At 72.0% G+C, this 23,735-nt stretch carries 21 protein-coding genes and 1 pseudogene; 8 read left to right on the top strand and 14 right to left on the bottom strand.

Translation table 11 applies throughout. The features are described 5' to 3' along the window. The first annotated feature begins 23 nt into the window (after window positions 1-23). Entirely contained in the window at window positions 24-683 is a 660-nt protein-coding gene (locus ACH4SI_RS28915; protein WP_398300641.1) for a DUF4360 domain-containing protein, read from the top strand. A 51-nt stretch (window positions 684-734) separates the two neighbouring features. Here ACH4SI_RS28915 and ACH4SI_RS28920 read toward each other — a convergent pair whose 3' ends face one another. After that, entirely contained in the window at window positions 735-1,382 is a 648-nt protein-coding gene (locus ACH4SI_RS28920; protein ID WP_398300643.1) for a uridine kinase, read from the bottom strand. Window positions 1,383-1,479: 97 nt separating this feature from the next. Between ACH4SI_RS28920 and ACH4SI_RS28925 the strand changes: the two genes are divergently transcribed. Then, window positions 1,480-2,031, top strand: a complete 552-nt coding sequence (locus ACH4SI_RS28925) for a DUF1697 domain-containing protein (RefSeq protein ID WP_398300645.1) — start codon at window positions 1,480-1,482, stop codon at window positions 2,029-2,031. Window positions 2,032-2,052: 21 nt separating this feature from the next. On the opposite strand, the gene ACH4SI_RS28930 is transcribed toward ACH4SI_RS28925, so the two are convergent. After that, complete coding sequence (locus ACH4SI_RS28930) at window positions 2,053-2,475, bottom strand: type II toxin-antitoxin system PemK/MazF family toxin (protein WP_398300950.1); 423 nt, start codon at window positions 2,473-2,475, stop codon at window positions 2,053-2,055. Between the two features lie 118 nt (window positions 2,476-2,593). Between ACH4SI_RS28930 and ACH4SI_RS28935 the strand changes: the two genes are divergently transcribed. After that, the gene (locus ACH4SI_RS28935) at window positions 2,594-3,832 is read left to right on the top strand and encodes an aromatic acid exporter family protein (RefSeq protein WP_398300647.1); all 1,239 of its coding nucleotides are present in this window, start codon (window positions 2,594-2,596) and stop codon (window positions 3,830-3,832) included. A 133-nt stretch (window positions 3,833-3,965) separates the two neighbouring features. Here ACH4SI_RS28935 and ACH4SI_RS28940 read toward each other — a convergent pair. Together ACH4SI_RS28940 and ACH4SI_RS28945 are read right to left on the bottom strand one after the other, a co-directional pair. After that, window positions 3,966-4,424: pseudogene (locus tag ACH4SI_RS28940) on the bottom strand (hypothetical protein); the annotation flags it as partial. 53 nt (window positions 4,425-4,477) lie between these two features. Further along, window positions 4,478-5,611 carry an ADP-ribosylglycohydrolase family protein gene (locus tag ACH4SI_RS28945; RefSeq protein ID WP_398300649.1) on the bottom strand — a complete coding sequence of 378 codons (1,134 nt, stop codon included), beginning with the start codon at window positions 5,609-5,611 and terminating at the stop codon, window positions 4,478-4,480. Window positions 5,612-5,745: 134 nt separating this feature from the next. On the opposite strand from ACH4SI_RS28945, the gene ACH4SI_RS28950 reads away from it, so the two are divergent. Then, on the top strand, window positions 5,746-6,036 hold the full coding sequence (locus ACH4SI_RS28950) for a DUF6343 family protein (RefSeq protein WP_398300651.1): 291 nt from the start codon (window positions 5,746-5,748) through the stop codon (window positions 6,034-6,036). 20 nt (window positions 6,037-6,056) lie between these two features. On the opposite strand, the gene ACH4SI_RS28955 is transcribed toward ACH4SI_RS28950, so the two are convergent. The 4 genes from ACH4SI_RS28955 to rpsA all read right to left on the bottom strand — a co-directional run bounded on the left by ACH4SI_RS28955 (window position 6,057) and on the right by rpsA (window position 9,886). Then, a complete protein-coding gene (locus ACH4SI_RS28955) occupies window positions 6,057-6,425 on the bottom strand; it encodes a tetratricopeptide repeat protein (RefSeq protein ID WP_398300653.1) in 369 nt (122 codons plus the stop codon). 161 nt (window positions 6,426-6,586) lie between these two features. Further along, window positions 6,587-7,192, bottom strand: coding sequence for a dephospho-CoA kinase (gene coaE / locus ACH4SI_RS28960; protein WP_398300655.1), 606 nt, complete (start codon window positions 7,190-7,192; stop codon window positions 6,587-6,589). Between the two features lie 26 nt (window positions 7,193-7,218). Further along, complete coding sequence (locus ACH4SI_RS28965) at window positions 7,219-8,163, bottom strand: PAC2 family protein (protein WP_398300657.1); 945 nt, start codon at window positions 8,161-8,163, stop codon at window positions 7,219-7,221. 211 nt (window positions 8,164-8,374) lie between these two features. Continuing rightward, window positions 8,375-9,886, bottom strand: a complete 1,512-nt coding sequence (gene rpsA / locus ACH4SI_RS28970; RefSeq protein ID WP_398300659.1) for a 30S ribosomal protein S1 — start codon at window positions 9,884-9,886, stop codon at window positions 8,375-8,377. Between the two features lie 362 nt (window positions 9,887-10,248). Between rpsA and ACH4SI_RS28975 the strand changes: the two genes are divergently transcribed. Both ACH4SI_RS28975 and ACH4SI_RS28980 read left to right on the top strand, forming a co-directional pair. After that, complete coding sequence (locus ACH4SI_RS28975; protein WP_398300661.1) at window positions 10,249-11,172, top strand: class I SAM-dependent methyltransferase; 924 nt, start codon at window positions 10,249-10,251, stop codon at window positions 11,170-11,172. A 15-nt stretch (window positions 11,173-11,187) separates the two neighbouring features. Next, the gene (locus ACH4SI_RS28980) at window positions 11,188-13,932 is read left to right on the top strand and encodes an ATP-dependent helicase C-terminal domain-containing protein (RefSeq protein ID WP_398300663.1); all 2,745 of its coding nucleotides are present in this window, start codon (window positions 11,188-11,190) and stop codon (window positions 13,930-13,932) included. Window positions 13,933-13,948: 16 nt separating this feature from the next. Here the strand turns inward: ACH4SI_RS28980 and ACH4SI_RS28985 are convergent, their stop codons facing one another. The 6 genes from ACH4SI_RS28985 to polA form a co-directional block, all read right to left on the bottom strand. Continuing rightward, on the bottom strand, window positions 13,949-14,323 hold the full coding sequence (locus ACH4SI_RS28985; RefSeq protein WP_398300665.1) for a hypothetical protein: 375 nt from the start codon (window positions 14,321-14,323) through the stop codon (window positions 13,949-13,951). Continuing rightward, window positions 14,320-14,538: a hypothetical protein gene (locus tag ACH4SI_RS28990; protein WP_234357101.1), complete on the bottom strand. Its 219-nt coding sequence runs from the start codon at window positions 14,536-14,538 to the stop codon at window positions 14,320-14,322. Before ACH4SI_RS28990 ends, ACH4SI_RS28985 begins: the two co-directional genes overlap by 4 nt. Before the next feature lie 49 nt (window positions 14,539-14,587). Then, complete coding sequence (locus tag ACH4SI_RS28995) at window positions 14,588-15,586, bottom strand: DUF3068 domain-containing protein (RefSeq protein ID WP_398300667.1); 999 nt, start codon at window positions 15,584-15,586, stop codon at window positions 14,588-14,590. 17 nt (window positions 15,587-15,603) lie between these two features. Further along, window positions 15,604-15,738: an SPW_0924 family protein gene (locus ACH4SI_RS29000; RefSeq protein WP_398300669.1), complete on the bottom strand. Its 135-nt coding sequence runs from the start codon at window positions 15,736-15,738 to the stop codon at window positions 15,604-15,606. 193 nt (window positions 15,739-15,931) lie between these two features. Continuing rightward, window positions 15,932-17,734: a lytic transglycosylase domain-containing protein gene (locus tag ACH4SI_RS29005; protein WP_398300671.1), complete on the bottom strand. Its 1,803-nt coding sequence runs from the start codon at window positions 17,732-17,734 to the stop codon at window positions 15,932-15,934. Between the two features lie 151 nt (window positions 17,735-17,885). Continuing rightward, on the bottom strand, window positions 17,886-20,621 hold the full coding sequence (gene polA, locus ACH4SI_RS29010; protein WP_398300673.1) for a DNA polymerase I: 2,736 nt from the start codon (window positions 20,619-20,621) through the stop codon (window positions 17,886-17,888). A 198-nt stretch (window positions 20,622-20,819) separates the two neighbouring features. Between polA and ACH4SI_RS29015 the strand changes: the two genes are divergently transcribed. Both ACH4SI_RS29015 and ACH4SI_RS29020 read left to right on the top strand, forming a co-directional pair. Beyond that, complete coding sequence (locus tag ACH4SI_RS29015; protein ID WP_398300675.1) at window positions 20,820-23,114, top strand: FdhF/YdeP family oxidoreductase; 2,295 nt, start codon at window positions 20,820-20,822, stop codon at window positions 23,112-23,114. Window positions 23,115-23,229: 115 nt separating this feature from the next. Next, entirely contained in the window at window positions 23,230-23,700 is a 471-nt protein-coding gene (locus ACH4SI_RS29020) for a hotdog fold thioesterase (protein ID WP_398300677.1), read from the top strand. Window positions 23,701-23,735 lie beyond the last annotated feature (35 nt).

Genomic DNA, 23,735 nt, shown 5'->3' on the forward strand with positions numbered 1-23,735 from the left:
AATCCACCATCGAATGGAGAATCATGCCCGGTGTTCTGTACGCAGGCGGCGTGGTCGCGGCGTTATTCGCCTCGACGCTCACCTCCCAGGCATACGCGCAACCCCCGTTCGACACCGTGCCACCCGACAAGATCGTGATCACCGTCGCGACCGTCAACGGATCGGGCTGTCCGGCGGGAACGGCGGCGGTGGCGGTCTCTCCCGACAACACCGCGTTCACCGTGACGTACAGCGACTACCTCGCCCAGGTGGGCAAGGGAGCCAAGCCGACCGACTTCAGGAAGAACTGCCAGCTGAGTCTGGTCACGCATGTTCCCCAGGGCTTCTCCTACGCCATCGCCAGCGTCGACTACCGGGGCTACGCCCACCTGGAGCCCGGCTCGTCCTCCACCGAGAAGGCCTCGTACTACTTCCAGGGGCAGTCCCAGACGACCACGGCCTCGCACAACTTCACCGGCGCCTACAACGACAACTGGCAGGTCACCGACAAGGCCGACATCGCCACCGTGGTCTGGTCCCCCTGCGGTGAGCTGCGGAACTTCAACATCAACACCGAACTGCGGGTCAACGCCGGATCGTCGAACACCACGGACAAGACGAGCTTCATGACCATGGACTCGACGGACGGCGACGTGAGCACCACCTACCACTTCGCGTGGAAGGAGTGCCCGCAGAAGAAGTAGCGCGCGGGCGCGGGCGGACGGCCCCAGGCCCCCAGGCCCCCACGGTCGGGCCTACGGTTCCGGGCGGTGCCACGCCGGATGCCGGGGGTTGTCCGCCCGCACCACCACGTCCGCGCTCTCGACGGGCCGTACCTCGTCCTCGTACCGCGCGAAGGCGGGCAGCGTCCAGCGCTCGTCCTCCTCGGTGCGGCGGCCGAGGGCGCCCGGCGTCAGCCACAGATGCACCGACAGGTCGAACGGGAACCAGCGCCCCAGCAGCAGCGCGCCGTGCAGCAGCAGCACCCCGCCCGGCGGCAGTTCGGCATAGGGGCTGCGGGTGGCCCGGTCGGTCGCCGGGTCCCACAGGTCGGGCAGCACCCGCCCGGTGCCGTCCGGCCCCGGCTCCAGCGGGGCGAAGACCTCGCGCCACAGGGCTCCGGTGTCCAGCCAGCGGTCGTAGTACGCGTCGGCGTCCCGCTTCCCGTACTCGTAGCGCAGCGACGCGGGGCGCAGAAACCCCGCCGCCGCGACGACGAGCACCGGGCGCCCGCGTATCCGCAGCGCCTCCGCCAGGTCCCGGGCCAGCTCCCCGGGACGCGCCGCGGGAGCGCCGTCGACCGCCACCCTGAGCCAGGGGCCGCCGTCCGCCGCCGTCATCCCGGCGATGCGGTCGGCGGTCGCTTCGGTCAGCCGTTCCCAGGTGATCGCTTCCAGCCGCACGCCCCCATGATGCCGTGCCCCTCCTGACGCGGTGCGAGTACGCTCCCCCACAGGCCCACCACACCGGCCACAGGCGCCACGTCAGGAGAACCGCCCCATGACATCCCGGATAGCGCTGCTGCGCGGCATCAACGTGGGCGGCAACAACAAGTTCCCCGTGGCGCGGCAGCGCGCGCTGATGGCCGAGCTGGGGTTCGAGGGCGTCACCGTTCACCTCCAGACCGGCAACATCGTCTTCGCCGACCCCGGCACCCCGCCCGACCGCACGGCCCGCACGCTCGAGGACGCCTTCGCCGCCGACCTGGGCTTCTCCGTACCCGTGATGGTGCGCACCCGCGACGAGCTGGCCGCCGCCGTCGACGCCAACCCGTACCCGGCCGCCGCGGCCGAGCCCAAGACCCTGCACGTGATCTTCCTGTCGGACGTGCCCACCGACACCTCGGCCCTGGAGGCGCTGAACGCTCTGAACACAGCCGCCTACGCGCCGGACGAGTTCCGGCTCATCGGGCGCGAGATCTACCTCCACTGCCCGGACGGAATCGGCCGCTCCAAGCTGGCCGCGAAGCTCAGCAACCTGCGGCTCGGGGTGACGGCCACCGCCCGCAACTGGAACACGGTCACCAAGCTGCTGGCGCTGGCCGACACCTGATCCTTCGCCGGCCGCGGGCGCTCAGTGCCAGCCGTACCGCTGCCGCAGTCGCATCACGACCAGGTCGAAGCGCGGCCGGTCCAGCGCGCACGCCTCGCGCCGCATGCCGTCGGGGTGCACCCGCAGGACGCGGTCCAGGTTGACCCAGGAGTCGCGCCCGGCCCGGTCCCACGGCCCGGCGCCGATCCCCACCCACTCGCGGTCGTCGTCATGCCGTTTGCTCGACAGCTGTACGGCCAGCAGCGTGCCGCCGCGCTCCCGCGCGACGACCACCACCGGCCGGTCCTTGCCGCGGCCGTCGTTCTCCTCGTACGGAACCCACGTCCAGACGATCTCGCCCGGATCGGGGTCCCCGTCCGGATCCGGTGCGTACTCGGTCCGTACCCGCCCGACCTGGCGCGGCTCGGCTTCGACGGTGGCGGCCGGCCCGGTGCTCCCGGGCATCGCCTCGTCGTCTTCGGTCCCCTTGAATGGCCTGATCACGCCCCACACGTTAGCCCGTCCGAGGTGGCCGGGCGGCGTCGCGGTGGCCGTTACGGGCCAGGCGGGAAGGGACAAGCATGTGCCTGATGTCCTCGACCCGGTGGCGGACCTCGTCAAGCGCCGCAAGGCCCCCGTCGTCGTCCAGACCCTGCGTTCCGCGGCGGCCGCGACCCTCTCCTACGTCGTCGCCCTCCAGCTGAGCAACGAACCGGCCCCGCTGACCGCGCCGCTCACCGCGCTGCTGGTGGTGCAGGTGACCCTTTTCGCGACCCTCACCACCGGCATCCGCCGGGTGAACGCCGTGGTGGTGGGCGTCCTGCTCGCCATCGCCTTCTCCATCCTGGTCGGGCTGACCTGGTGGAGCCTGGGTCTGATCATCCTCGCCTCCCTGACGGCCGGTCATTTCGCACGGGTGAGCGAGTTCGTCCCCGAAGTGGCGATCAGCGCCATGCTCGTCCTCGGCGTGAGCCAGGTGACCGCCACCGCCTGGGACCGGGTGCTGGAAACCCTGATCGGGGCCGTCGTCGGGCTGGGCTTCAACTTCCTGCTCGCGCCACCCGTCTGGGTCCACACCGCCGGCGAGTCCATCGTCGACCTCGCCCGCCGGATGCGTCAGCTCCTGCTGCACATGGCCGAGGAGCTGGGCAGCCACACCCCGGTCGAACGCGCCGCCGCCCGCCTCCACGAGGCCCGCCGCCTCGACCACGACATCTCCCAGGTCGACGCCGCCCTCCGGCAGGCCGAGGACAGCGTCCGCCTCAACCCGCGGGTCAAGGAGGGCCTGCTGCACCGGGTGGTGCTGCGCACCGGCCTGGACACCCTGGAGATCTGCACGGTCGTCCTGCGTGTCCTCACCCGCACCCTCACCGACCTCGCCAAGAAGCGGACGGACGAACCCCTCTTCCCCGCGGACGTGGCCGAGGCGCTGGAGGACCTCTTCCGCTACACCGCCGCCGCCGTCGAAAGCTTCGCCATCCTGGTCACCAGCCCGGTCAGCGCCAGCGCCGAGGAAGCCGAATCCCACCTGGCCACCGAGCTGTCCCGGGCCCACACCAGCCGCGACGAGGCCGCCCACCTCCTCCTCCGCCGCGTCCAGCGCCACCCGGGCCAATGGCAGCTCCAGGGCGCCCTGCTCGCCGAGGTCGACCGCATCCTCGCCGAACTGGACATGGAGCAGCGCTCCCGGCGCCTCATGGAAGAACTCGACCGCAGCACCCGCGAGAACCGCGAGCGCTTCCCCGCCCTCCACAAACTCCAGCGCCGCCTCCGCGGAAGGCGCCGGGACGGCGGCAGAAAAGGAGCGGACCCGGGGGCGTAGCCTGCCCCGGGTCCTTGAAATGCCGCCCAACTGCGCACGCCGACATCGTTTAAGGGCCTGGGTCAGTCATCATGTCGTCGTGTTCTGGCTCGCGCACCCCGTCCGCGCTGTGGCTGACGGGGAGTTCATGACGCTACCCGAAGAGGTAGCCGAAGACCACGTCGCCCACCCGCTGATCGGTGATTTCGATGCCGTTGGCCTCCTCGCGGGCCCACTTGACCGCCTGCTGGAGCTTTTCGACGCGGTCGAGCAGCTCGTTGACCCGACGGGCCGGGAGGGCACCGGAGAACTTGACCGTGGTCCAGTAGCCGACCGGGATGTCCTCGTAGTAGACCTCGACCTGGGCCGGGTGCTTGTCGGTGGCCTCCGCCTTGACGTGGTTGCGGGGGACCTTCTTCGTACGGACCGTGCGCACCGGGTCGGTCTTCCAGGAGTCCGTGGACGGGTCCACGGACCAGGACTCGGCGGCGTCGAGGACCGGCAGCTTGCGGACGAAGGCGCCCAGGTCGGCCAGCTGCTTCTCCAGGAAGAGGAGGTAGGCGACCGGGACGTCGCGCAGCAGCGCCCGGCCCTCGACCGTGGTTTCGCCACGTCAGGCACGTTAGCAAGGGTCGGCCCGCACGCTCGACCGATTAATGGCGGCGGTCAGTTGAGCGGGTAGCGGTCCTGGGGGAAGACCGCCTCGCCGTACGGCTCGCCGGAGCGATGGAACGCGAAGGCGAAGTCGTCGGCCAGCTCGGCTATCGTGCCGCGGCCCTCCACCTGCGCCAGCCAGGACGGCGGCAGGCGCAGGTCGCCGTGGTGGACGCCCAGCAGGTTGCCGCAGATCGCGCCGGTCGAGTCGCTGTCACCGGAGTGGTTGACGGACAGCAGCAGCGACGCCTGGAGGCTGGTGCCCGCCAGGGCGGCGTAGACCGCGATGGCCAGCGCCTCCTCGGCGATCCACCCGCCGCCGAGGGACTCGACCTTCTCCCCGGTGGGGTTGCCCGTGGCCGCCAGGTCGATCGCGCGGCGCAGGGCGGTGGCGGTCTCCTCGTGCCGCGGGAAGCGGCGCACGAATTCCAGGGTGCGCAGGGCGGCGCCCTCCAGGGAGTCGCCGTCGAGGAGGTACGCGACCATCGCGGCCATGGCGCCCGCCGCGAGGTAGCCGGTCGGATGGCCGTGGGTGATCTGGGCGCAGCGGGCGGCGAGTTCGAAGCAGTGGTGGGCGGGCAGGCCGGTGAGGCCGAACGGGGCCGACCGCATCACGGTGCCGCAGCCCTTGGAGCCCGCGTTCACCGGGCCCGGGGCGCCGTGGAGGGGGAGGTCCGCGGCGGGGGTGTGGCCTTCGAAGAGGCCGGAGAGGCAGGCGTTGCCGGGCGCGCGGCGGGCGTACAGCCACTGGTGGGTGCGCAGCCAGCCGGAGCGGGCGACGTTGTCCGGGGTCCTCGGAGGCGGCGGCTCCGGGTGGTTCTGGGTGTCGAGCCAGCGCAGGTACGCCTGGCGTACGACGGCGATCTCCTCGCCCCCGGCGCCCGTGGCGGACGCCCGGGCGTGGGCCCGGATCAGCCCCTCGGCCGTGAACAGGGTCATCTGGGTGTCATCGGTGATCCGGCCCGTCACGCCGCTGTCGTCCGGAACGAGGCCGGTGACACCCGCCTCGCCGTAGGCCGCCCGGATCCCCCCGAGGGAGCTGAACTCGATCGGGTTGCCCAGCGCGTCGCCGATCGCGCCACCCAGCAGACAGCCACGGATGCGGGCTCGCCGGGCCACCGATTCGGCCCATGACTGGTGGATCACGTGTGGCTCCTCGTCGTACGCGGTGGATGCGTCGTGCGCGGGTGGACACCCAGCTCCTGTGTGCTGAGCACATGATCGCAGACCCCGCCGACAGGTCCGTTGTCGCGGTAGCGTCGAAGAGGGAGGCGGTGCGAATGTCGATGCGATTCATCCGTACGGGTGATGAGCCCGCGCATGCGCGCAGCCCGCTGCGGATGCGGCTGTGGCTCGCCGCCTGGGGGCTGCTGTGGACCGCCGGCGGCACGGTGGCCTTCGCGCTGGCGGGCAGGCCGGGCTGGGCGGCCGCCTGCGCGGCGCTCGCCGCCATCACCCTGATCGACCTGGCCCTGATCATCCGGCACATCCGGCAGGGGCCGCACTACCAGCCGGGGCGGGACGTGCCGCCGTACGCACCGGTGAAGGGACGCGGCCCGGGGCGGCGCTGATCAGCCCCGGGTCGGGCCGGTCAGTCCTCCTCGCCGAACCGCGCCGCCTCCACGAAGTCCGGTCGCGGATCGAGCGCCGCGGCGAGGCGGAAGTGGCGGGTGGCCTCGTCCCGGCGGTCGGCGCGCTCCAGCGTACGGGCGAGGGCGAAGTGGGCGAACGCGTTGTCCGGCTCGCGCTCCAGGACGATGTGGAATTCCAGCTCAGCGGCGCGGAGCTGGGCCGATCCGAAGAACGCGCGGGCCCGCAGCAGCCGGGCCGCGGTGTTCTCCGGGTGAGCGGTGATGACCGAGTCGAGCAGCTTGACGGCGCCTCGCGGATCTCGGGCGGCGAGCAGCTGCTCCGCGGCGCGGTAGTCGATGACATGGGTCTCGGGCGTGGGCTCGGGCACAGCCGCTTCCTTCCCCGGGGCTTGCGTGATCGTTGATCCCGTGCGGTGATCCCTCGGTGTTCCCTCGGTTTCTCGGTGATGATCGTCGGTACGGGCAGCACAACAACCACCCAGTGCGCCACATTCCCCCTGGGCCCGTCCGGCAAGCACGGCCCGCCCGCTCAGTCGACGGCGGCCGCCCGTTCCACCAGCTCCTTCCAGACCTTGCGGACCCGCGGCTCCAGCTCCTCCAGCGGGCCATCGTTGTCGATCACGACATCGGCGACGGCCAGCCGCTCCTCGCGGGTCGCCTGGGCCGCCATCCGGGCCCGTGCCTCGTCCTCGGTCATGCCGCGCAGCCGGGTCAGCCGGTCGAGCTGGGTCTCGGGCGTGGCGTCGACGACCAGCACCAGGTCGTACAGGGACCCCAGGCCGTTCTCGGCGAGCAGCGGGACGTCGTGGACGACCACCGCCTCCGGCCCGGCAGCCGCCTGCAGCTCGGCGGAGCGGTCGCGGACCAGGGGATGGACGACGGCGTTCAGGGCGCGCAGCCGCTCGGGGTCGTTGAAGACGATCCCGCCGAGCTTCGGCCGGTCGAGACGGCCGTCGGCGGTCAGCACCCCGGGCCCGAACTCGGCGACGACGGCGGCGAGGCCGGGGGTTCCCGGCTCGACCACCTCACGGGCGATCCGATCGGAGTCGATCAGCACCGCGCCGTAGGAGACCAAGATCCGCGAGACTTCGCTCTTGCCCGCGCCGATTCCGCCCGTGAGCCCCAGCTTCAGCATGGGGCCCACGCTATACGGACCGCCGCTCAGGCGCCGCCCTCGCCCTCTCGCTCGGCCAGGAACCGCTCGAACTCGGCGCCCAGCTCGTCCGCCGACGGCAGCTCGGCCGGCTCCGCGACCAGGTTGCCACGGCTCTCGGCCCCGGCCACCGCGTCGTACTGGTGCTCAAGGCCCCGTACCAGCGCGACCAGCTCGTCGTCGCCCTCGGAGACCTGCCGCTCGATCTCCTCCTGCGTCTTCAGCGCCTCGTTGCGCAGCGCGTGGGCCGCGACCGGCAGCACCAGACCGGTGGCCGCGGTGACCGCCTCCAGCGCGGTGAGCGCCGCGTCGGGGTAGGCGGACCGGGCCAGATAGTGGGGGACGTGGGCGGCGACCCCGAGCACGTCGTGGCCCGCCTCGCCGAGCCGGTACTCGATCAGCGACTCGGCGCTGCCGGGCACCTGGGCCTCGTCGAAGAGGCCGCGGTGGCCGGGCATCAGATCGGTGCGGTTGCCGTGCGGGGTGAGGCCCACCGGCCGGGTGTGCGGAACGCCCATCGGGATGCCGTGGAAGTTCACGGCGAGCCGCACCCCGAGCCGCTCGACGATCTGCCGCACCGCGGCCGCGAAACGCTCCCACTCCACGTCCGGTTCGGGCCCGCAGAGCAGCAGGAAGGGCGCCGCGGTGGCGTCCCGCACCAGGTGGAGTTCGATCGCCGGGGTCTCGTAGGCCGTCCAGCGGTCGCGCTGGAAGGTGAGCAGGGGGCGCCGGGCCCGGTAGTCGACCAGCCGGTCGTGGTCGAAGCGGGCGACGACCTGCCGCGGCAGCCCGTCGAGCAGCCGCTCCACGATCTGGTCGCCCGTCTCACCGGCGTCGATGTAACCGTCGAAGTGGTAGAGCAGCACCAGCCCGGCCGAATCCCGGGAGGCTATCGCGTCGACTTCCGCGAGCCCGCTCGGTTCCCACGCGTACAAATCCTGCGGATCAAGCACTGTGACCGCTCCTCCTTGATGTTCCGTACGCGAAAACACCGCACGGGGGCGGGCGCATTCCCGGCCCCGGACCCAACTCCTGTGCGCATCATGGCCGTCCGGGGCCGGGAACATGCGCGGGGACATGCGTGAGGCCCGCTCCCCCGAAGGGGAACGGGCCTCACACTCGATCAACCGGTGCCGCCGGCGCTCAGGTCAGCGGCGCGGAGATTCAGCTCTGGCCACCGGCCAGCTTCTCGCGGAGCGCGGCCAGCGCCTCGTCCGACGCCAGGGCGCCGGAGTTGTCGGCCGACTCCGAGGAGTACGAACCGCCGCCGCCGCCGGAAGCCTGCCCGCCGGGCGCCGGGGCAGCACCGCTGCCGGCCTCGGCAGCCGCCTGCTCGTCGGCCTCGCGGGACTTGATGACCTGCGCCTGGTGCTGCTCGAAGCGGGTCTGCGCGTCGGCGTACTGACGCTCCCACTCCTCGCGCTGCTTCTCGTACCCCTCGAGCCAGTCGTTGGCCTCGGGGTCGAAGCCCTCGGGGTAGATGTAGTTGCCCTGGTCGTCGTAGGACGCGGCCATGCCGTACAGGGTCGGGTCGAACTCGACCACGGACGGGTCGGCGCCGAAGGCCTCGTTGGCCTGCTTCAGCGAGAGGCTGATGCGGCGGCGCTCCAGGTCGATGTCGATGACCTTGACGAAGATCTCGTCGTTGACCTGGACGACCTGCTCCGGGATCTCCACGTGGCGCTCGGCCAGCTCGGAGATGTGGACCAGACCCTCGATGCCCTCGTCCACGCGGACGAACGCACCGAACGGCACGAGCTTCGTGACCTTACCCGGGACGACCTGACCGATCTGGTGGGTCCGGGCGAACTGCTGCCACGGGTCTTCCTGGGTCGCCTTGAGCGACAGGGAGACGCGCTCGCGGTCCATGTCGACATCCAGGACCTCGACCGTGACCTCCTGGCCGACCTCGACGACCTCGGACGGGTGGTCGATGTGCTTCCAGGACAGCTCGGAGACGTGCACCAGACCGTCGACGCCACCCAGGTCCACGAAGGCACCGAAGTTGACGATGGAGGAGACGACGCCGGAGCGCACCTGGCCCTTCTGGAGGGTGGTGAGGAAGGTCTGACGGACCTCGCTCTGGGTCTGCTCCAGCCAGGCGCGGCGGGACAGGACCACGTTGTTGCGGTTCTTGTCCAGCTCGATGATCTTCGCCTCGAGCTCCTTGCCCACGTAGGGCTGGAGGTCGCGGACGCGGCGCATCTCCACCAGGGAGGCGGGGAGGAAGCCGCGGAGGCCGATGTCGAGGATGAGACCACCCTTGACGACCTCGATGACGGTACCGGTGACGATCCCGTCCTCTTCCTTGATCTTCTCGATGGTGCCCCAGGCACGCTCGTACTGGGCGCGCTTCTTCGAGAGGATCAGGCGGCCTTCCTTGTCCTCCTTCTGGAGAACCAGGGCCTCGATCTCATCGCCGACGGCCACGACCTCGTTCGGGTCGACGTCGTGCTTGATCGAAAGCTCGCGGGAAGGGATGACGCCTTCGGTCTTGTAACCAATGTCGAGCAGGACCTCGTCCCGGTCGACCTTCACGATGACGCCGTCGACGATGTCGCCGTCGTTGAAGTACTTGATCGTCTCGTCGATCGCGGCGAGGAAGGCTTCCTCGGAACCGATGTCGTTGACCGCCACCTGCGGGGTGGTGCGGGTTGCCTCGGTGCTGCTCGTCATGTGGGAAAGGGCTCCGGTACGGACATTGAGTCGTAGGTACTGCTACGCCGAGGACCCTTATCGCACTGCCGAAGCCGGACAGCCTGTTGAGGCGCGATCTTTCCGGATCTTTCCGAGAGACCGAAAACGCCTCGACAACCGAGGGGACATACAACAGTCGAGCGCGGCCTGCTCCGTCTGAGTCGCGCAGGCCCGCAGCGCAACTTGTAGCATACGGGGGCGGCCGGGCATGGTCAATGCACGAAGAGCGCACCTGGGGTCTAACGCCCCGAACCCGGCAATTTGCAAGTCACTGCTGCGACGCGGTCCCTTGCCGTGCCCCGCGGCCACAGGTCGATACAGAGAGTACGACGACGCGCCCTATGGTCCAAGAACACGAGCCCAGCGGTGCCTTCGAGGCCCCCGAGAGTGCCCTCGCGGCCCTCCGGGCCTCCGGCGCCCTTGACGCCCCCGATGCATCCGAGCCCACCGCCACCCGCCGGATCGCCGACGACACCGAGAGCAGCCGGGCCAGCCGCGGCTGGTGGGACCGCAACGCGGACGAGTACCAGGAGGAGCACGGCGCCTTCCTCGGCGACGACCGCTTCGTATGGGGCCCGGAAGGGCTGGACGAGGAGGAGGCCGGGCTGCTCGGGCCCGCGGACCGGCTGAAGGGTCGCGACGTGCTGGAGGTGGGCGCGGGCGCGGCGCAGTGCGCGCGCTGGCTCGCGGCGCGCGGGGCCCGCCCGGTGGCGCTCGACATCTCCCACCGGCAGCTGCGGCACGCCCGGCGGATCGACGCGGAGACCGCCGGTTCCGGCGTCGGCGCCGGATCGTCGGGCATCGCGCTGGTCCAGGCCGACGCGACCGCGCTGCCCTTCCGGGACGGTTCGTTCGACCTCGCCTGCTCGGCGTACGGGGCGGTGCCCTTCGTGGCGGAGCCGGTACGGGTGATGCGCGAGGTGCACCGGGTGCTGCGGCCGGGCGGCCGCTGGGTGTTCTCCGTGACGCATCCGGTGCGGTGGGCGTTCCCCGACGAGCCGGGGCCCGAGGGGCTGAGCATCTCCGGCTCGTACTTCGACCGCACCCCGTATGTGGAACAGGACGACGAGGGTCGCGCCGTCTATGTGGAGCACCATCGGACCCTCGGTGACCGGGTACGGGACGTCGTGGGAGGGGGCTTCCGGCTGATCGACCTCGTGGAACCGGAATGGCCCGCCTGGAACCGTCAGGAGTGGGGTGGCTGGTCCCCGCTGCGCGGCGGCCTCATCCCGGGCACGGCCGTCTTCGTCTGCGAGCGGGACTGAGCGGGGGCACCGGCGATGCGTACGGACGTCCTCGACCAGCTGCCTGTCCGCGAAGCCGTCCCCGAGCTGCTGCGCGCGCTCGACGAGCGGGGGTCGGCGGTGCTGTGCGCACCGCCCGGGACCGGCAAGACCACGCTGGTGCCGCTGGTCCTGGCCGGACTGCTGGACGGCGGCGAGTCGCCTCCACGGCGGGTCCTGGTGGCCGAGCCGCGCCGGATCGCGGCGCGGGCCGCCGCGCGGCGCATGGCGTGGCTGCTCGGCGAGCGGACCGGCGAACGGGTCGGCTTCACCGTGCGCGGGGAGCGGCAGGCCGGGCCCCGCACCGTGGTCGAGGTGGTCACCACCGGTGTGCTGGTGCAGCGGCTGCAACGGGACCAGGAGCTGGCCAGGGTCGACGCCGTCGTCCTGGACGAATGCCACGAGCGGCACCTGGACGCCGACACGGCGGCCGCCTTCCTCCTGGATGTCCGGGCCGCGCTGCGCCCGGAGCTGCGGCTGATCGCCGCGTCGGCGACGACCGACGCGGAGGGGTGGGCGGGGCTGCTGGGCGCGGAGGGCGACGGGCGGCCCGCGCCGGTCGTATCGGCCCCGGGCGTGTCACACCCCGTAGAGGTGGTGTGGACGCCGCCCGTACGTCCCGTACGCCCCCCGCATGGGATGCGGGTGGACCCGGCCCTGCTCGAACACGTCGCGGACGTGGTGCGGCGCGCGCTGCGCGAGCGGTCCGGCGACGTCCTGTGCTTCCTGCCCGGTGTCGGCGAGATCGGCCGGGTGGCGGGGCTGCTGGGCGGCGCCGGCGCGGACGTCCTCCAGGTCCATGGCCGGGCCCCCGCCGCCGTACAGGAAGCCGTGCTCGCGGGCGCGGACGGCGGCCGGCGGCGGGTGGTGCTGGCGACGTCGGTCGCCGAGTCGAGCCTGACCGTGCCGGGCGTACGGGTCGTCGTCGACAGCGGCCTCGCCCGGGAGCCGCGCATGGACCACGCGCGGGGTCTGAGCGCGCTGACGACCGTCCGGGCGTCCCGGGCCGCGGCCCGGCAGCGCGCCGGCCGGGCCGGGCGCGAGGCGCCGGGGACGGTCTACCGCTGCTGGCCGGAGGCCGAGGACGCCAGGCTGCCGCGCTTCCCGTCCCCGGAGATCGCCGAGGCCGACCTGACGGCCTTCGCCCTCCAGGCGGCGTGCTGGGGCGACCCGGACGCCTCCGGCCTCGCCCTGCTCGACCCACCGCCCGGCGGGGCCATGACGGCCGCGCGGGAGGTGCTGACCGCGATCGGCGCCGTCGAGGCGGCCGGGCGCGCCACCGAGCGCGGCCGCCGCATGTCCCGCCTCGGCCTCCACCCCCGCCTCGCCCGCGCCCTGATCGACGGCGCCGAGGAGGTCGGCGCCCGCCGGGCGGCCGAGGTGGTGGCCCTGCTGAGCGAGGAGCCGCCGCGGGAGTACGGCGACGACCTGGCCGCCGCCTGGCGCACCGCGCGCCATGGCGGCGACCCCTACGCGGCCCGCTGGCGCCAAGAGGCCCGCCGCCTGGAACGCGCGGTGGCCGGAGGCCCCGCCCGCACGGCCACGGCCGATGCGCGCCCCGACTCCTTGGTCGCCGCCCACGGCTCGCGCGGCGGACCGTCGTCGGCGACGCCCGCCGCCCGGGCCACCGCACCGGACGCGAGCGCCGAGGCCCGGCGTGGGAGCGCCGGAACCGGACAGCCGGACGAGTCGGCTCCGGCCCCGGGGCCGCACGGCGCCCGCCGCGCGGGCGACACCGCGGGCCGGACGCCGGGTGGTGCGGCGCGGGGGGATGACGCTGTCGCCGGGCTGGTCGTCGCGTTGGCCTTCCCCGAGCGGGTGGGTCGGTTGCGGGGTGGGCGGGGCTATCTCATGGCGGCCGGGACCGGGGCCGAGCTGGGTGACGGGTCGCGGCTGGGCGGGGCGCCGTGGCTGGCCGTGGCGGTCGCGGACCGGCCGGTGGCCGCCGCGTCGGCGCGGGTGCGGCTCGCCGCCGTCACCGACGAGGAGACGGCCCGTTCGGCGACCGCGGCGCTGGGGTCGGACGGCGAGGAGGTCCACTGGGCCGACGGGGACGTCGTCGCCCGGCGGGTGTCCCGGCTCGGGGCGATCGAGCTGGTGGCCCGGCCGCTGACCGCGCCCGACCCGGCGCTCGTCCACGCGGCGCTGCTGGAGGGGCTGCGCCGCGAGGGTACGGGGCTGCTGCGGTGGTCCGCGCAGGCCACGGCGGTACGTCAGCGGATGGCGTTCCTGCACCGAGAGCTGGGGGCGCCCTGGCCGGATGTGTCGGAGGCGGCGCTGCTCGCGGACCCGGACGCCTGGCTGGGCGTGGAGCTGGGCCGGGCCCGGCGGCGGGCGGATCTGGAGCGGGTGGACGCCGGTCAGGCGCTGGCCCGGCTGCTGCCGTGGGCGACGGGCGACGCGGCGCGCTTCGAGGAGCTGGCGCCGGAGCGGGTCGAGGTACCGAGCGGGTCGCGGGTGCGGGTGGAGTACGGGGACGGGCAGCCGGTGCTGGCGGCGAAGCTGCAGGAGCTGTTCGGCTGGCAGGAGTCGCCGCGGGTCGCGGGCGGGCGGGTGCCGCTGCTGGTGCACCTGCTGTCGCCGGCGGGGCGGCCGGCCGCGGTCACGGCCGATCTGGCGTCCTTCTGGCGGGACGGCTACCGCTCCGTACGGGCCGAGCTGCGCGGCCGCTACCCCAAGCATCCGTGGCCGGAGGACCCGACGACGGCCCAGCCGACGCGGCGTACCAACACCCGCCGCTGAGTTGGCCGCGTCCGGCTCATACGGCCCAGGCGCGCAGCCGCCGGGCGGTCTCGCTCAGGCGGAGCCGGTTGTCCCGTATGTCGCGGATGAGCGCCACCATGCCGCCGGGCGGCGGGGCGATCGCCTCGCCGGACTCCTCCAGGTACATCTGGGCGCAGGCCGCGCCGATCACCGCGTTGTAGTCGGAGAAAGGTTCCAGGATCAGCGAGGTGTGGAGGAAGGTCGCGGCGCGCGCCGCGGCCTCCTCGTAGTACGGCTCGCCCGCGAACCGTTCGTAGCGGTGCCGTTCGCTCATGCAGTGCAGTGCGCCCCAGTCACGCACGGGGGTGTTCACCGGGGAGACGTCGACCTGGACGTTGAGCACCCAGCCGGCATCGACGTACAGGATCAACGCAGCCCTTCCGGGAACTCCCGCTCGAACTCGGCCTTGTACCCCATGGCGAAGCGCACGGCGCCCTCGACGAAGCGCTGCTTCTGACGCCGCCGCACGACGTCCTCGGTCAGTATGTCGTGGGCGAGCCGCTTGATGGCCACGCCCTTCTCCTTGGCCTCCGCGCGCAGTTCGGCCAGTTCCTGCTCGGTGAACTCGATCGTGATACCCGGCATGGAGCGCATGCTAGCCAGCCGGCTACCGAGATCACTACCGGCGTCACTATCAGGAGGGAACGCGAGGACGGAGGTTGACGAGCCGTCGCCGCCCGCCCGGCGACCGCGACCGCCGGCCGCGCGCCTCCAGCAGCAGCGCGAGCGCGAGCAGTCCGGCGCCCAGTACTCCGCAGGCCCAGGGCACATACGTCGTGATGGCGAGGACGAGCTGCCGCTGGGAGGTGACCATCTTGACCGTGTGGGCGATGTAGTCCTCGCGCATCTTCACATGGCCGGAGAAGACGGTCACCCGGTCCCGGCCGCCCAGCAGCGTGCCGCCGCGCAGCTCCTCGCGGTGGATCTCCTGCCCGTTGACGGGCGCGCCGGTGGTGGGTTCGACCCAGAACATGCGCTTGGTGGTGTACCAGCGGGAGGTTCCGGCCTTGCGGACGCTCTCGGGGGTGATGCCGTCGACCGGCATGGTCTTGGGCAGCGGGACCTTGGTCCAGGGGATGGTCTGCTCGAAGTAGTACACGGTCAGACCGCGGAAGCTCCGGGTCCCCTTGTAGTGGATGGGCGCGGAGGTGCGGGTCTGGGCGTCGAAGTAGCGGTAGTCGCGCTTCTCGGTGAGGAAGGGCCACTTGTACTCGATGCCCTCGCGGCGCACGGCGTCGCCGTCGACGTGCTCGCCGCCCGCGTGCACCGGGTCCTGGGAGTGGGCGTCGAAGACGTAGCGCTCGGGGATCCGGGAGACCATCTTGCCGTCGGGGCCCTGGATGTACGAGAGGGCGTCCCAGACGACGACGTCGCGCCCGGCCTCCTTCCCGACCTTCTCGGCCGCCGCCACGTTCCCGCGCAGGGTCTGCACGATGCTGACCTTGGAGACCGTGCGGGGCTTCATGGTGGCGTAGTCGAGCAGGGTGGCGGGGCGGGCCTCCAGGACGGCCGTCTGGTACTCGCTGGGCGGGATCTTGGCGAGCCGGGGGAACGCGTACCAGCGCACGAGCGGCGCGAGGGCGGCGAAGAAGACGGCGAACGCGAGCAGTACCAGGCTGGCTTTGCGGCGCATGGCGGGGCGTCCCTCCCTCAGGGGTGCTCGGGGACGGTGGTGAGCAGCGGCTCGGGGGAGGTGGTGCCGCCGGGGGCGCCGACGGCCGTCACCGTGAAGACCAGGGCGAGGGCGGCGGCGAGTCCGATCGCGGCGGCGGCGAGGGCGCGCATGCGGGCCTCCCGTGGTTCCGGTACGAGGCGGCCGAGAACTGACGTGACGTCAGATCGGCCGGGACCGGGGCACCGTAGCAACGGGTGGCGCAGATGAGAACACGAAAGCGTGAACGCGGAAGCTTGAACACAAACGTGCCGCCCCCGGGCCCGGTGGGGGCTCGGGGGCGGCGCGCGCGGTGTGCCGGGGAGCCTACTGGGACGCGGCGGCCGAGGTGACAGTCAGCTCGACGTCCAGGACGGCGCCGTCCGCCGTGGTGAGGCGGAGCAGATAGCTGCCCGCGTGCTCGTCGGTGAGGATCTTCGGAAGCGTCAGCTGGCCGAGGGCGTTGGTCTTCAGCCCGGTCAGGGTGCGGACCGGCTTGCCCTTGACGTCGAGGAAGTACGGGCCCTTGTCGCTCGGCTCGGGCTTCTTGGCGTCCGTGATCATGGTCGCGGTGACCGGGACACCGGCCGCGACCTTGCCCTTGTTGGTCGCCTTCACGGTGAGGAGGTCGGCGAAGGAGCCGCCGGTCCCGGCCTTGAGGACGCTGTCACCGAGGCGGGCCAGCGCATCGGCCCGCGGTACGGGGCGGGGCTTGACGGTCGCGGCGAAGTCGACCGGGGCCACCTTCTCGCGCCCGACGGCCGTGGCGCGCAGGGTGAAGGAGCCGGTCTGCTCGCCCGCGAGCAGCTTGGGCGCGGTGGCGGTGCCGTCCGGGCCGGTGAGCACGGTGACGGAACGGATGAGGCCGAGGAAGCGGGCGCTCGTCTCGCCGCGGATCTCGTACTTCACGCGCGCCGCGGCCACCGGCTTGCCCTCGGCGTTCACCGCACGGACCTTGGGGGAGCCGCTGAACGTCTCACCGGCGGTGGCGGTGAGCTGCTTGGCGCCGACCGCGGTCAGCTTGGCCGTGCCGGTGGGCTTGGGCGCGGGGGTGGTGGGCGGCGTGGTCGGCGGGGTGGGGAGGCCCGGCCCGGGCGTCTGCCCCGGGTCGTCGTCCGGGTCGGGCGAGGGGGACGTGGAACCGTCGCGGTCGTCGTCGGGCTTGGGCAGGGTGCGCGGACCGTCGTCGCCCTTGCCGGGCGCCTTGTCCCTGCCCTTGTCCCGGTCCTTGCCCTTGTCCTTGCCGGGGCCCTTGGAGCCGGACTTCGAGCCGTCACCGGACGGGCCGGGCTTCTCCGAGGGCAGCACGCCGGTGCCGTCGGGAACCTCGTGGGTGCCGCTCTTGTAGTACTCGAACCACGACAGGACGGTGTTCAGATACTCCCGTGAGTGGTTGTAACCGAGGATCGCCTCGTTGATGTCGTCCTGGACGGACAGATCACGGTTGTTGGCGCACAGGTAGTAGCCGGCGGCGAGCGCCGCGTCGTAGATGTTGTTGGGGTCCGAGCGGCCGTCGCCGTTGCCGTCCTCGCTCCAGTTCGCCCAGGTGGACGGGATGAACTGCATGGGACCGACGGCCCGGTCGTGGGTGGTGTCCCCGTCGAACTCGCCGCCGTCGGTGTCCTTGATCATGGCGAAGCCGTTGCCGTTGAGGGCCGGCCCGAGGATGGGACTGACGGTCGTCCCCACCTCGTCCACGTTGCCGCCGCGGGCCTGACCGGACTCGACCTTGCCGATCGCGGCAAGCAGCTGCCACGGCAGGTTGCAGCCGGGCTTGGACTCCCTGAGCGCCGCCTCCGCCTTCTTGTACGCGGCGAGGACGCTCGCCGGAATGCCCGCCTCGGCCTTGGCGCTGCTGCCCGGGAACCCCGGCAGGTCGATCGAGGAGCCCGGCTTGTCCGGCTTGGTCAGGGGCGGCAGATCGGTGTGGTACGAGCCCCCACCGTCGATGGGCGCGTCGGGCGACGGCTGCGCCCCACTGGCCCGGTCCCGGTCCCGGTGGTCCCCGTCGCCATGCTCCTGGGCGGCGAACCCGGGCGCCTGGGATGCGGTGAGGGCGGCCATCGCGGCCGCCGCCACCGCCGTCGTGGCCGCCCCCTTACGCAGACGTCGGCCGATAAGCGGTGCCATCCGTGTGTCCCTCCCGTCGAACACGAAGCGCTCCCCCGCGCGTCAACCCTGGTGACACTACGACAACTTAAGGCCCGCGACCACCGATGCCTACCGCCCGTCAGCGGCCATTCGGGGGACAGGACTTGACCGTTCCGCCTGTCCCCCCCGCTCAGTGGGCGGCCGACTCCCAGTCGGTACCGACGCCCACCGACACATCGAGCGGAGCGCGCAGTTGGAACGCACCGGCCATCTCGCGCCGCACCAGCTCCTCGACCCGCTCCCGCTCCCCCGGCGCGATCTCCAGCACGATTTCGTCGTGGACCTGGAGCAACATCCGCGACGAGAGTTCGCCTGCCGTCAACGCGGCGTCCACCTTCAGCATCGCGATCTTGACGATGTCGGCGGCGGTGCCCTGGATCGGGGCGTTGAGCGCCATCCGCTCGGCCATCTCGCGGCGCTGGCGGTTGTCGCTGGTGAGATCAGGGAGGTAGCGGCGGCGGCCGAGCATCGTCTCCGTGTAGCCGATGGCGCGCGCCTCCTCCACGACCCGCTGGAGATAGTCGCGGACGCCGCCGAACCGCTCGAAGAAGTTCTCCATCAGCCGGCGGGCCTCGTCCGCGCCGATGCCCAGCTGCTGGGAGAGGCCGAACGCCGAGAGACCGTACGCCAGGCCGTACGACATGGCCTTGATCTTGCGCCGCATCTCCGGGTCGACCTCGGACTTGGCGACGCCGAACACCTGGGAGGCGACCGTGGTGTGCAGGTCCTCGCCGGAGGTGAACGCCTCGATCAGGCCGTCGTCCTCGGAGAGGTGGGCCATCACGCGCAGCTCGATCTGGCTGTAGTCGGCGGTCATCAGGGATTCGAAGCCCTCGCCGACGACGAAGCCGCGCCGGATCGCCCGGCCCTCGTCCGTGCGCACCGGGATGTTCTGCAGATTGGGGTCGGTCGAGGACAGCCGGCCGGTCGCCGCCACGGTCTGGTTGAACGTGGTGTGGATGCGGCCGCTCGGGGAGATCGTCTTGATCAGCCCCTCCACGGTGGAGCGCAGCCGGGCCTGCTCCCGGTGGCGCAGCATGATCACCGGGAGTTCGTGGTCGGTCTGCCCGGCCAGCCACGCGAGCGCGTCGGCATCCGTCGTGTACCCGGTCTTGGTCTTCTTGGTCTTGGGCAGGCCCAGCTCGCCGAAGAGCACTTCCTGGAGCTGCTTGGGCGAGCCGAGGTTGAACTCGTGGCCCACCGCGGCGTGCGCCTCCTTCACCGCCTGCTGGACGGCGCCCGCGAACTGCTGCTCCATGCCCTCCAGCCAGCCGCGGTCGGCGGCGATGCCGGAGCGCTCCAGCCGGGCCAGCAGCTCGGAGGTGGGCAGCTCCACATCGCTCAGCAGCCCGGCCGCGCCGACCTCCTCCAGCCGGCCCCGGAACGCCTCGCCGAGGTCGAGGACCGTACGCGCCTTGATCATCAGGGCGTCCTGCCCGGCCTGCTCGTCGGCGCCGAAGGCGAGCTGCCCGCTTTCCGCGGCAGCCGCCGGGGACAGCTCACGGCCCAGGTACTCGACCGACAGGGCGTCCAGCTCGAAGGAACGGCGGCCCGGCTTGACCAGATAGGCGGAGAGCGCGGTGTCCATGGAGACGCCCGCGACGGACCAGCCGTGCTCGGCGAAGACCCGCATAGTGCCCTTGGCGTTGTGCAGCACCTTCGGCCGGTCCGGGTCCGCGATCCAGGCCGCGAAGGCGCGCTCGTCGGCCTCGTCCAGCTCGGCGGGGTCGAAGCAGACGGCGGTCCCGCCGGCGGTGGCCAGCGCGACCTCGCTGACGCTGCCGCTGCCCAGCGCCCAGGTGTCCACGGTGGCCAGGCCCAGCGGCTCGGCACCGCGGTCGGCCAGCCAGGGCGCCAGCTCGCCCGCGCCCAGGGTCACCCCGTCGACCTCGACGCCGGGGGCCGCGGCGGCCGGCTCCTCCTCGGCCGCGCCCGGGTCGACGGCCAGGATGCGGTCGCGGAAGTTCTGATGGCGGAACTCCAGCGCGTCCAGGATGACGGCCAGCGCCTCCCTGTCGTACGGAATGCGCTTGAGGCCGTCGGGCCCTGTGCCCAGCTCCACGTCCCTGACCAGCTCGGTCAGCTGCCGGTTGAGCTTGACGGACTCCAGGTGGTCGCGCAGCTTCTCGCCGACCTTGCCCTTGACCTCGTCGACCCGCTCCACCAGCTCCTGGAACGACCCGAACTGGTTGATCCACTTCGCGGCGGTCTTCTCGCCGACCCCCGGGATGCCGGGCAGGTTGTCCGACGGGTCTCCGCGCAGCGCCGCGAAATCGGGGTACTGGCTCGGGGTGAGGCCGTACTTCTCCCGGACCTTCTCCGGGGTGAACCGGGTCAGCTCGGAGACGCCCTTGGTCGGGTAGAGGACCGTGACATGGTCGCTGACCAGCTGGAACGAATCGCGGTCACCGGTGACGATCAGCACCTCGAAGCCCTCGGCCTCGGCCTCGGTCGCAAGGGTGGCGATCACGTCGTCCGCCTCGAAGCCGTCCACCGCGAAGCGGGTGACGTTCATCGTGTCCAGCAGCTCGCCGATCAGCTCGACCTGCCCCTTGAACTCGTCCGGGCTCTTGGAGCGGTTCGCCTTGTACTCCGCGAACTGCTCGGAGCGCCAGGTCTTGCGCGAGACGTCGAACGCCACCGCCAGGTGCGTGGGCCGCTCATCACGGAGCGTGTTCGCCAGCATCGAGGTGAAGCCGTAGATCGCGTTGGTCGTCTGGCCGGAGGTCGTACTGAAATTCTCCGCCGGCAGCGCGAAGAACGCCCGGTATGCCAGGGAATGCCCGTCCAGCAGGAGCAGGCGGGGACGGTCCCCCGTGCGGTCGGACGCGGGCGCTGCGGTCTTCTTCGATGCTTTCTCTGCCACGACCCCGATCCTGCCACGCCCCACCGACAACGCCTCCCGCCTCCCACCCCCGGCACCCCGCACCGGGTGGTCCCAAAGTCCGTGACTCATGAAAGGATCGACGGGGCACAGGCACCGCCCAGGCCCCGCGGCGCCGAGCCGAGAAGGCCGAAACCGACCCAACCGCGGCGACAAGCCGAGTCGAACAAGGGGAGCGACATGGCAGCCAAGCCACCCGCAGGCGATCCGATCCAGGACGCGCCCGAGGTCGTCCCCCCGAAACACGCCGCCGCCGGGTTCCCCGCGGTCGGTCACTCGCTGCGCATGGCCCATCAGCAGATGGGAGTGCGCCGTACCGCGCTCACCCTCCTCCAGGTCAACCAGAAGAAGGGCTTCGACTGCCCGGGCTGCGCCTGGCCCGAGCCGGACAAGCGACACACGGCGGAGTTCTGCGAGAACGGCGCGAAGGCCGTCGCCGAGGAGGCGACCCTGCGCCGGGTCACCCCCGACTTCTTCGCCGCCCACCCGGTGGCCGACCTCGCCACCCGCAGCGGCTACTGGCTCGGCCAGCAGGGCCGGCTCACCCAGCCCATGTACCTCGCCGAAGGCGCCGAGCGTTACGAGCCGGTCGACTGGGACCGCGCGTTCGACATCATCGCCGACGAACTGCGGGCCCTGGACTCCCCCGACGAGGCCGTCTTCTACACCTCCGGCCGCACCAGCAACGAGGCCGCCTTCCTCTACCAGCTCTTCGCCCGCGAGTTCGGCACCAACAACCTGCCCGACTGCTCCAACATGTGCCACGAGTCCTCGGGCTCGGCGCTGACCGAGACCCTGGGCGTCGGCAAGGGCAGCGTGCTGCTGGAGGACCTCTACAAGGCCGACCTGATCATCGTCGCCGGGCAGAACCCGGGCACCAACCATCCGCGCATGCTCTCCGCACTGGAGAAGGCGAAGGCCAACGGCGCGAAGATCATCTCCATCAACCCGCTGCCCGAGGCGGGTCTGGAGCGGTTCAAGAACCCTCAGAACGCCAAGGGGCTCGCGGGCGGCGGCACCTCGCTCACCGACCTCTTCCTGCAGATCCGGATCGGCGGCGACCAGGCCCTCTTCCGCCTCCTCAACAAGCTGATCCTGGAGGCTTCCGACAACACCCCCGGTGTGATCGACGAGGACTTCATCGGCGAGCACACCCACGGGTTCGAGGAGTTCGCCGCCGCCGCCCGCGCCGCCGACTGGGACGAGACGCTGAGCGCCACCGGCCTGGATCGGGCCGACATCGACCGCGCGCTGCGCATGGTCCTCGACTCGAAGCGCACCATCGTGTGCTGGGCGATGGGCCTGACCCAGCACAAGCACTCGGTGCCCACCATCCGGGAGGTCGTGAACTTCCTGCTGCTGCGGGGCAACGTCGGCCGCCCCGGCGCCGGGGTGTGCCCGGTGCGCGGCCACAGCAATGTGCAGGGCGACCGCACCATGGGCATCTTCGAGCGGCCCGCGCCCGCCTTCCTGGACGCCCTGGAGAAGGAGTTCGGCTTCGCGCCGCCCCGCGAGCACGGCTTCGACGTCGTCCGCGCCATCCGCGCGATGCGCGACGGAGAGGCCAAGGTCTTCTTCGCCATGGGCGGCAACTTCGTGGCCGCCTCCCCCGACACCGACGTCACCGAGGCCGCGATGCGCGCCGCCCGGCTGACCGTCCATGTCTCCACCAAGCTCAACCGCTCCCACGTGGTCACCGGCGCCCGCGCCCTGATCCTGCCCACCCTCGGCCGCACCGAGCGGGACGTCCAGGACGGCGGACCGCAGTTCGTCACCGTCGAGGACTCGATGGGCATGGTCCACGCCTCGCGCGGACGCCTGGAGCCCGCGAGCCCCCAGCTGCTCTCCGAACCGGCCATCGTCGCCCGGCTGGCCCGGCGGGTGCTCGGCGACGGGAGCACCACCCCGTGGGAGGAGTTCGCCAAGGACTACGCCACGATCCGGGACCGGATCGCGGCCGTCATCCCCGGCTTCGAGGACTTCAACGCCAAGGTGAGCGACCCGTCCGGGTTCGCCCTGCCGCACGCCCCCAGGGACAGCCGCCGCTTCCCCACCACCACCGGCAAGGCCAACTTCACCGGCGCCCCCGTCGAGTACCCCAAGGCCCCCGAGGGCCGGCTGCTGCTGCAGACCCTCCGCTCCCACGACCAGTACAACACCACCATCTACGGCCTGGACGACCGCTACCGCGGCATCAAGAACGGCCGCCGCGTGGTGCTGATACACCCTGAGGACGCCCGCGCCCTGGGGCTCGCCGACGGCGACTACGCCGACCTGATCGGCGAGTGGACGGACGGCGTCGAGCGCCGCGCCCCCGGCTTTCGGGTGGTCCACTACCCGACCGCGCGCGGCTGCGCCGCCTCGTACTACCCGGAGACCAACGTGCTGGTCCCGCTGGACTCCACGGCCGACACCAGCAACACCCCGGCGAGCAAGTCCGTGGTGATCCGGCTGGAGCGGACCCGCCCCGTCTGACGGACACACCCCGGCTAAGCGTTCGCTCAGCCGCCTGATAGGAAGGTGGCCGTCACCAGCAGGCGGCCCCCCTCGGCGGGCGGCCGCCCTCAGCAAACGAACGGAGCCGATCCCGATGGGCGAGCAGGCCAGCGTGAAGTTCCCGCAAGAGGTCATCGACGAGTACGCGGCACTCGGCATCGACATCCTCGCGCTGTTCTCCGCCGGCCACCTCGGCACCCGCATGGGCGTGCAGATCCTCGAAGCCTCGGCGGAGCGGGTCGTGGGCACCATGCCCGTGGAGGGCAACACCCAGCCGTACGGGCTGCTGCACGGCGGCGCCTCCGCCGTGCTGGCCGAGACCCTCGGCTCGGTGGGCTCGATGCTGCACGGCGGCAGCGGGCGGATCGCGGTGGGCGTCGACCTCAACTGCACCCACCACCGCGGGGTGCGCTCCGGCCTGGTCACCGGCGTCGCCACGCCCCTCCACCGGGGGCGCTCGACCGCCACGTACGAGATCGTCATCAGCGACGAGCAGGACCGCCGGGTGTGCACCGCCCGGCTGACCTGCCTGCTGCGCGACGCGGAGGGCATGCCCAAGCCGTAACGCCCGTAACACCCCGTCACATACAGAAGCGGCAC

This window comes from Streptomyces sp. NPDC021212, assembly GCF_044332925.1.
In the GTDB taxonomy this organism is placed as follows: Bacteria; Actinomycetota; Actinomycetes; order Streptomycetales; family Streptomycetaceae; genus Streptomyces.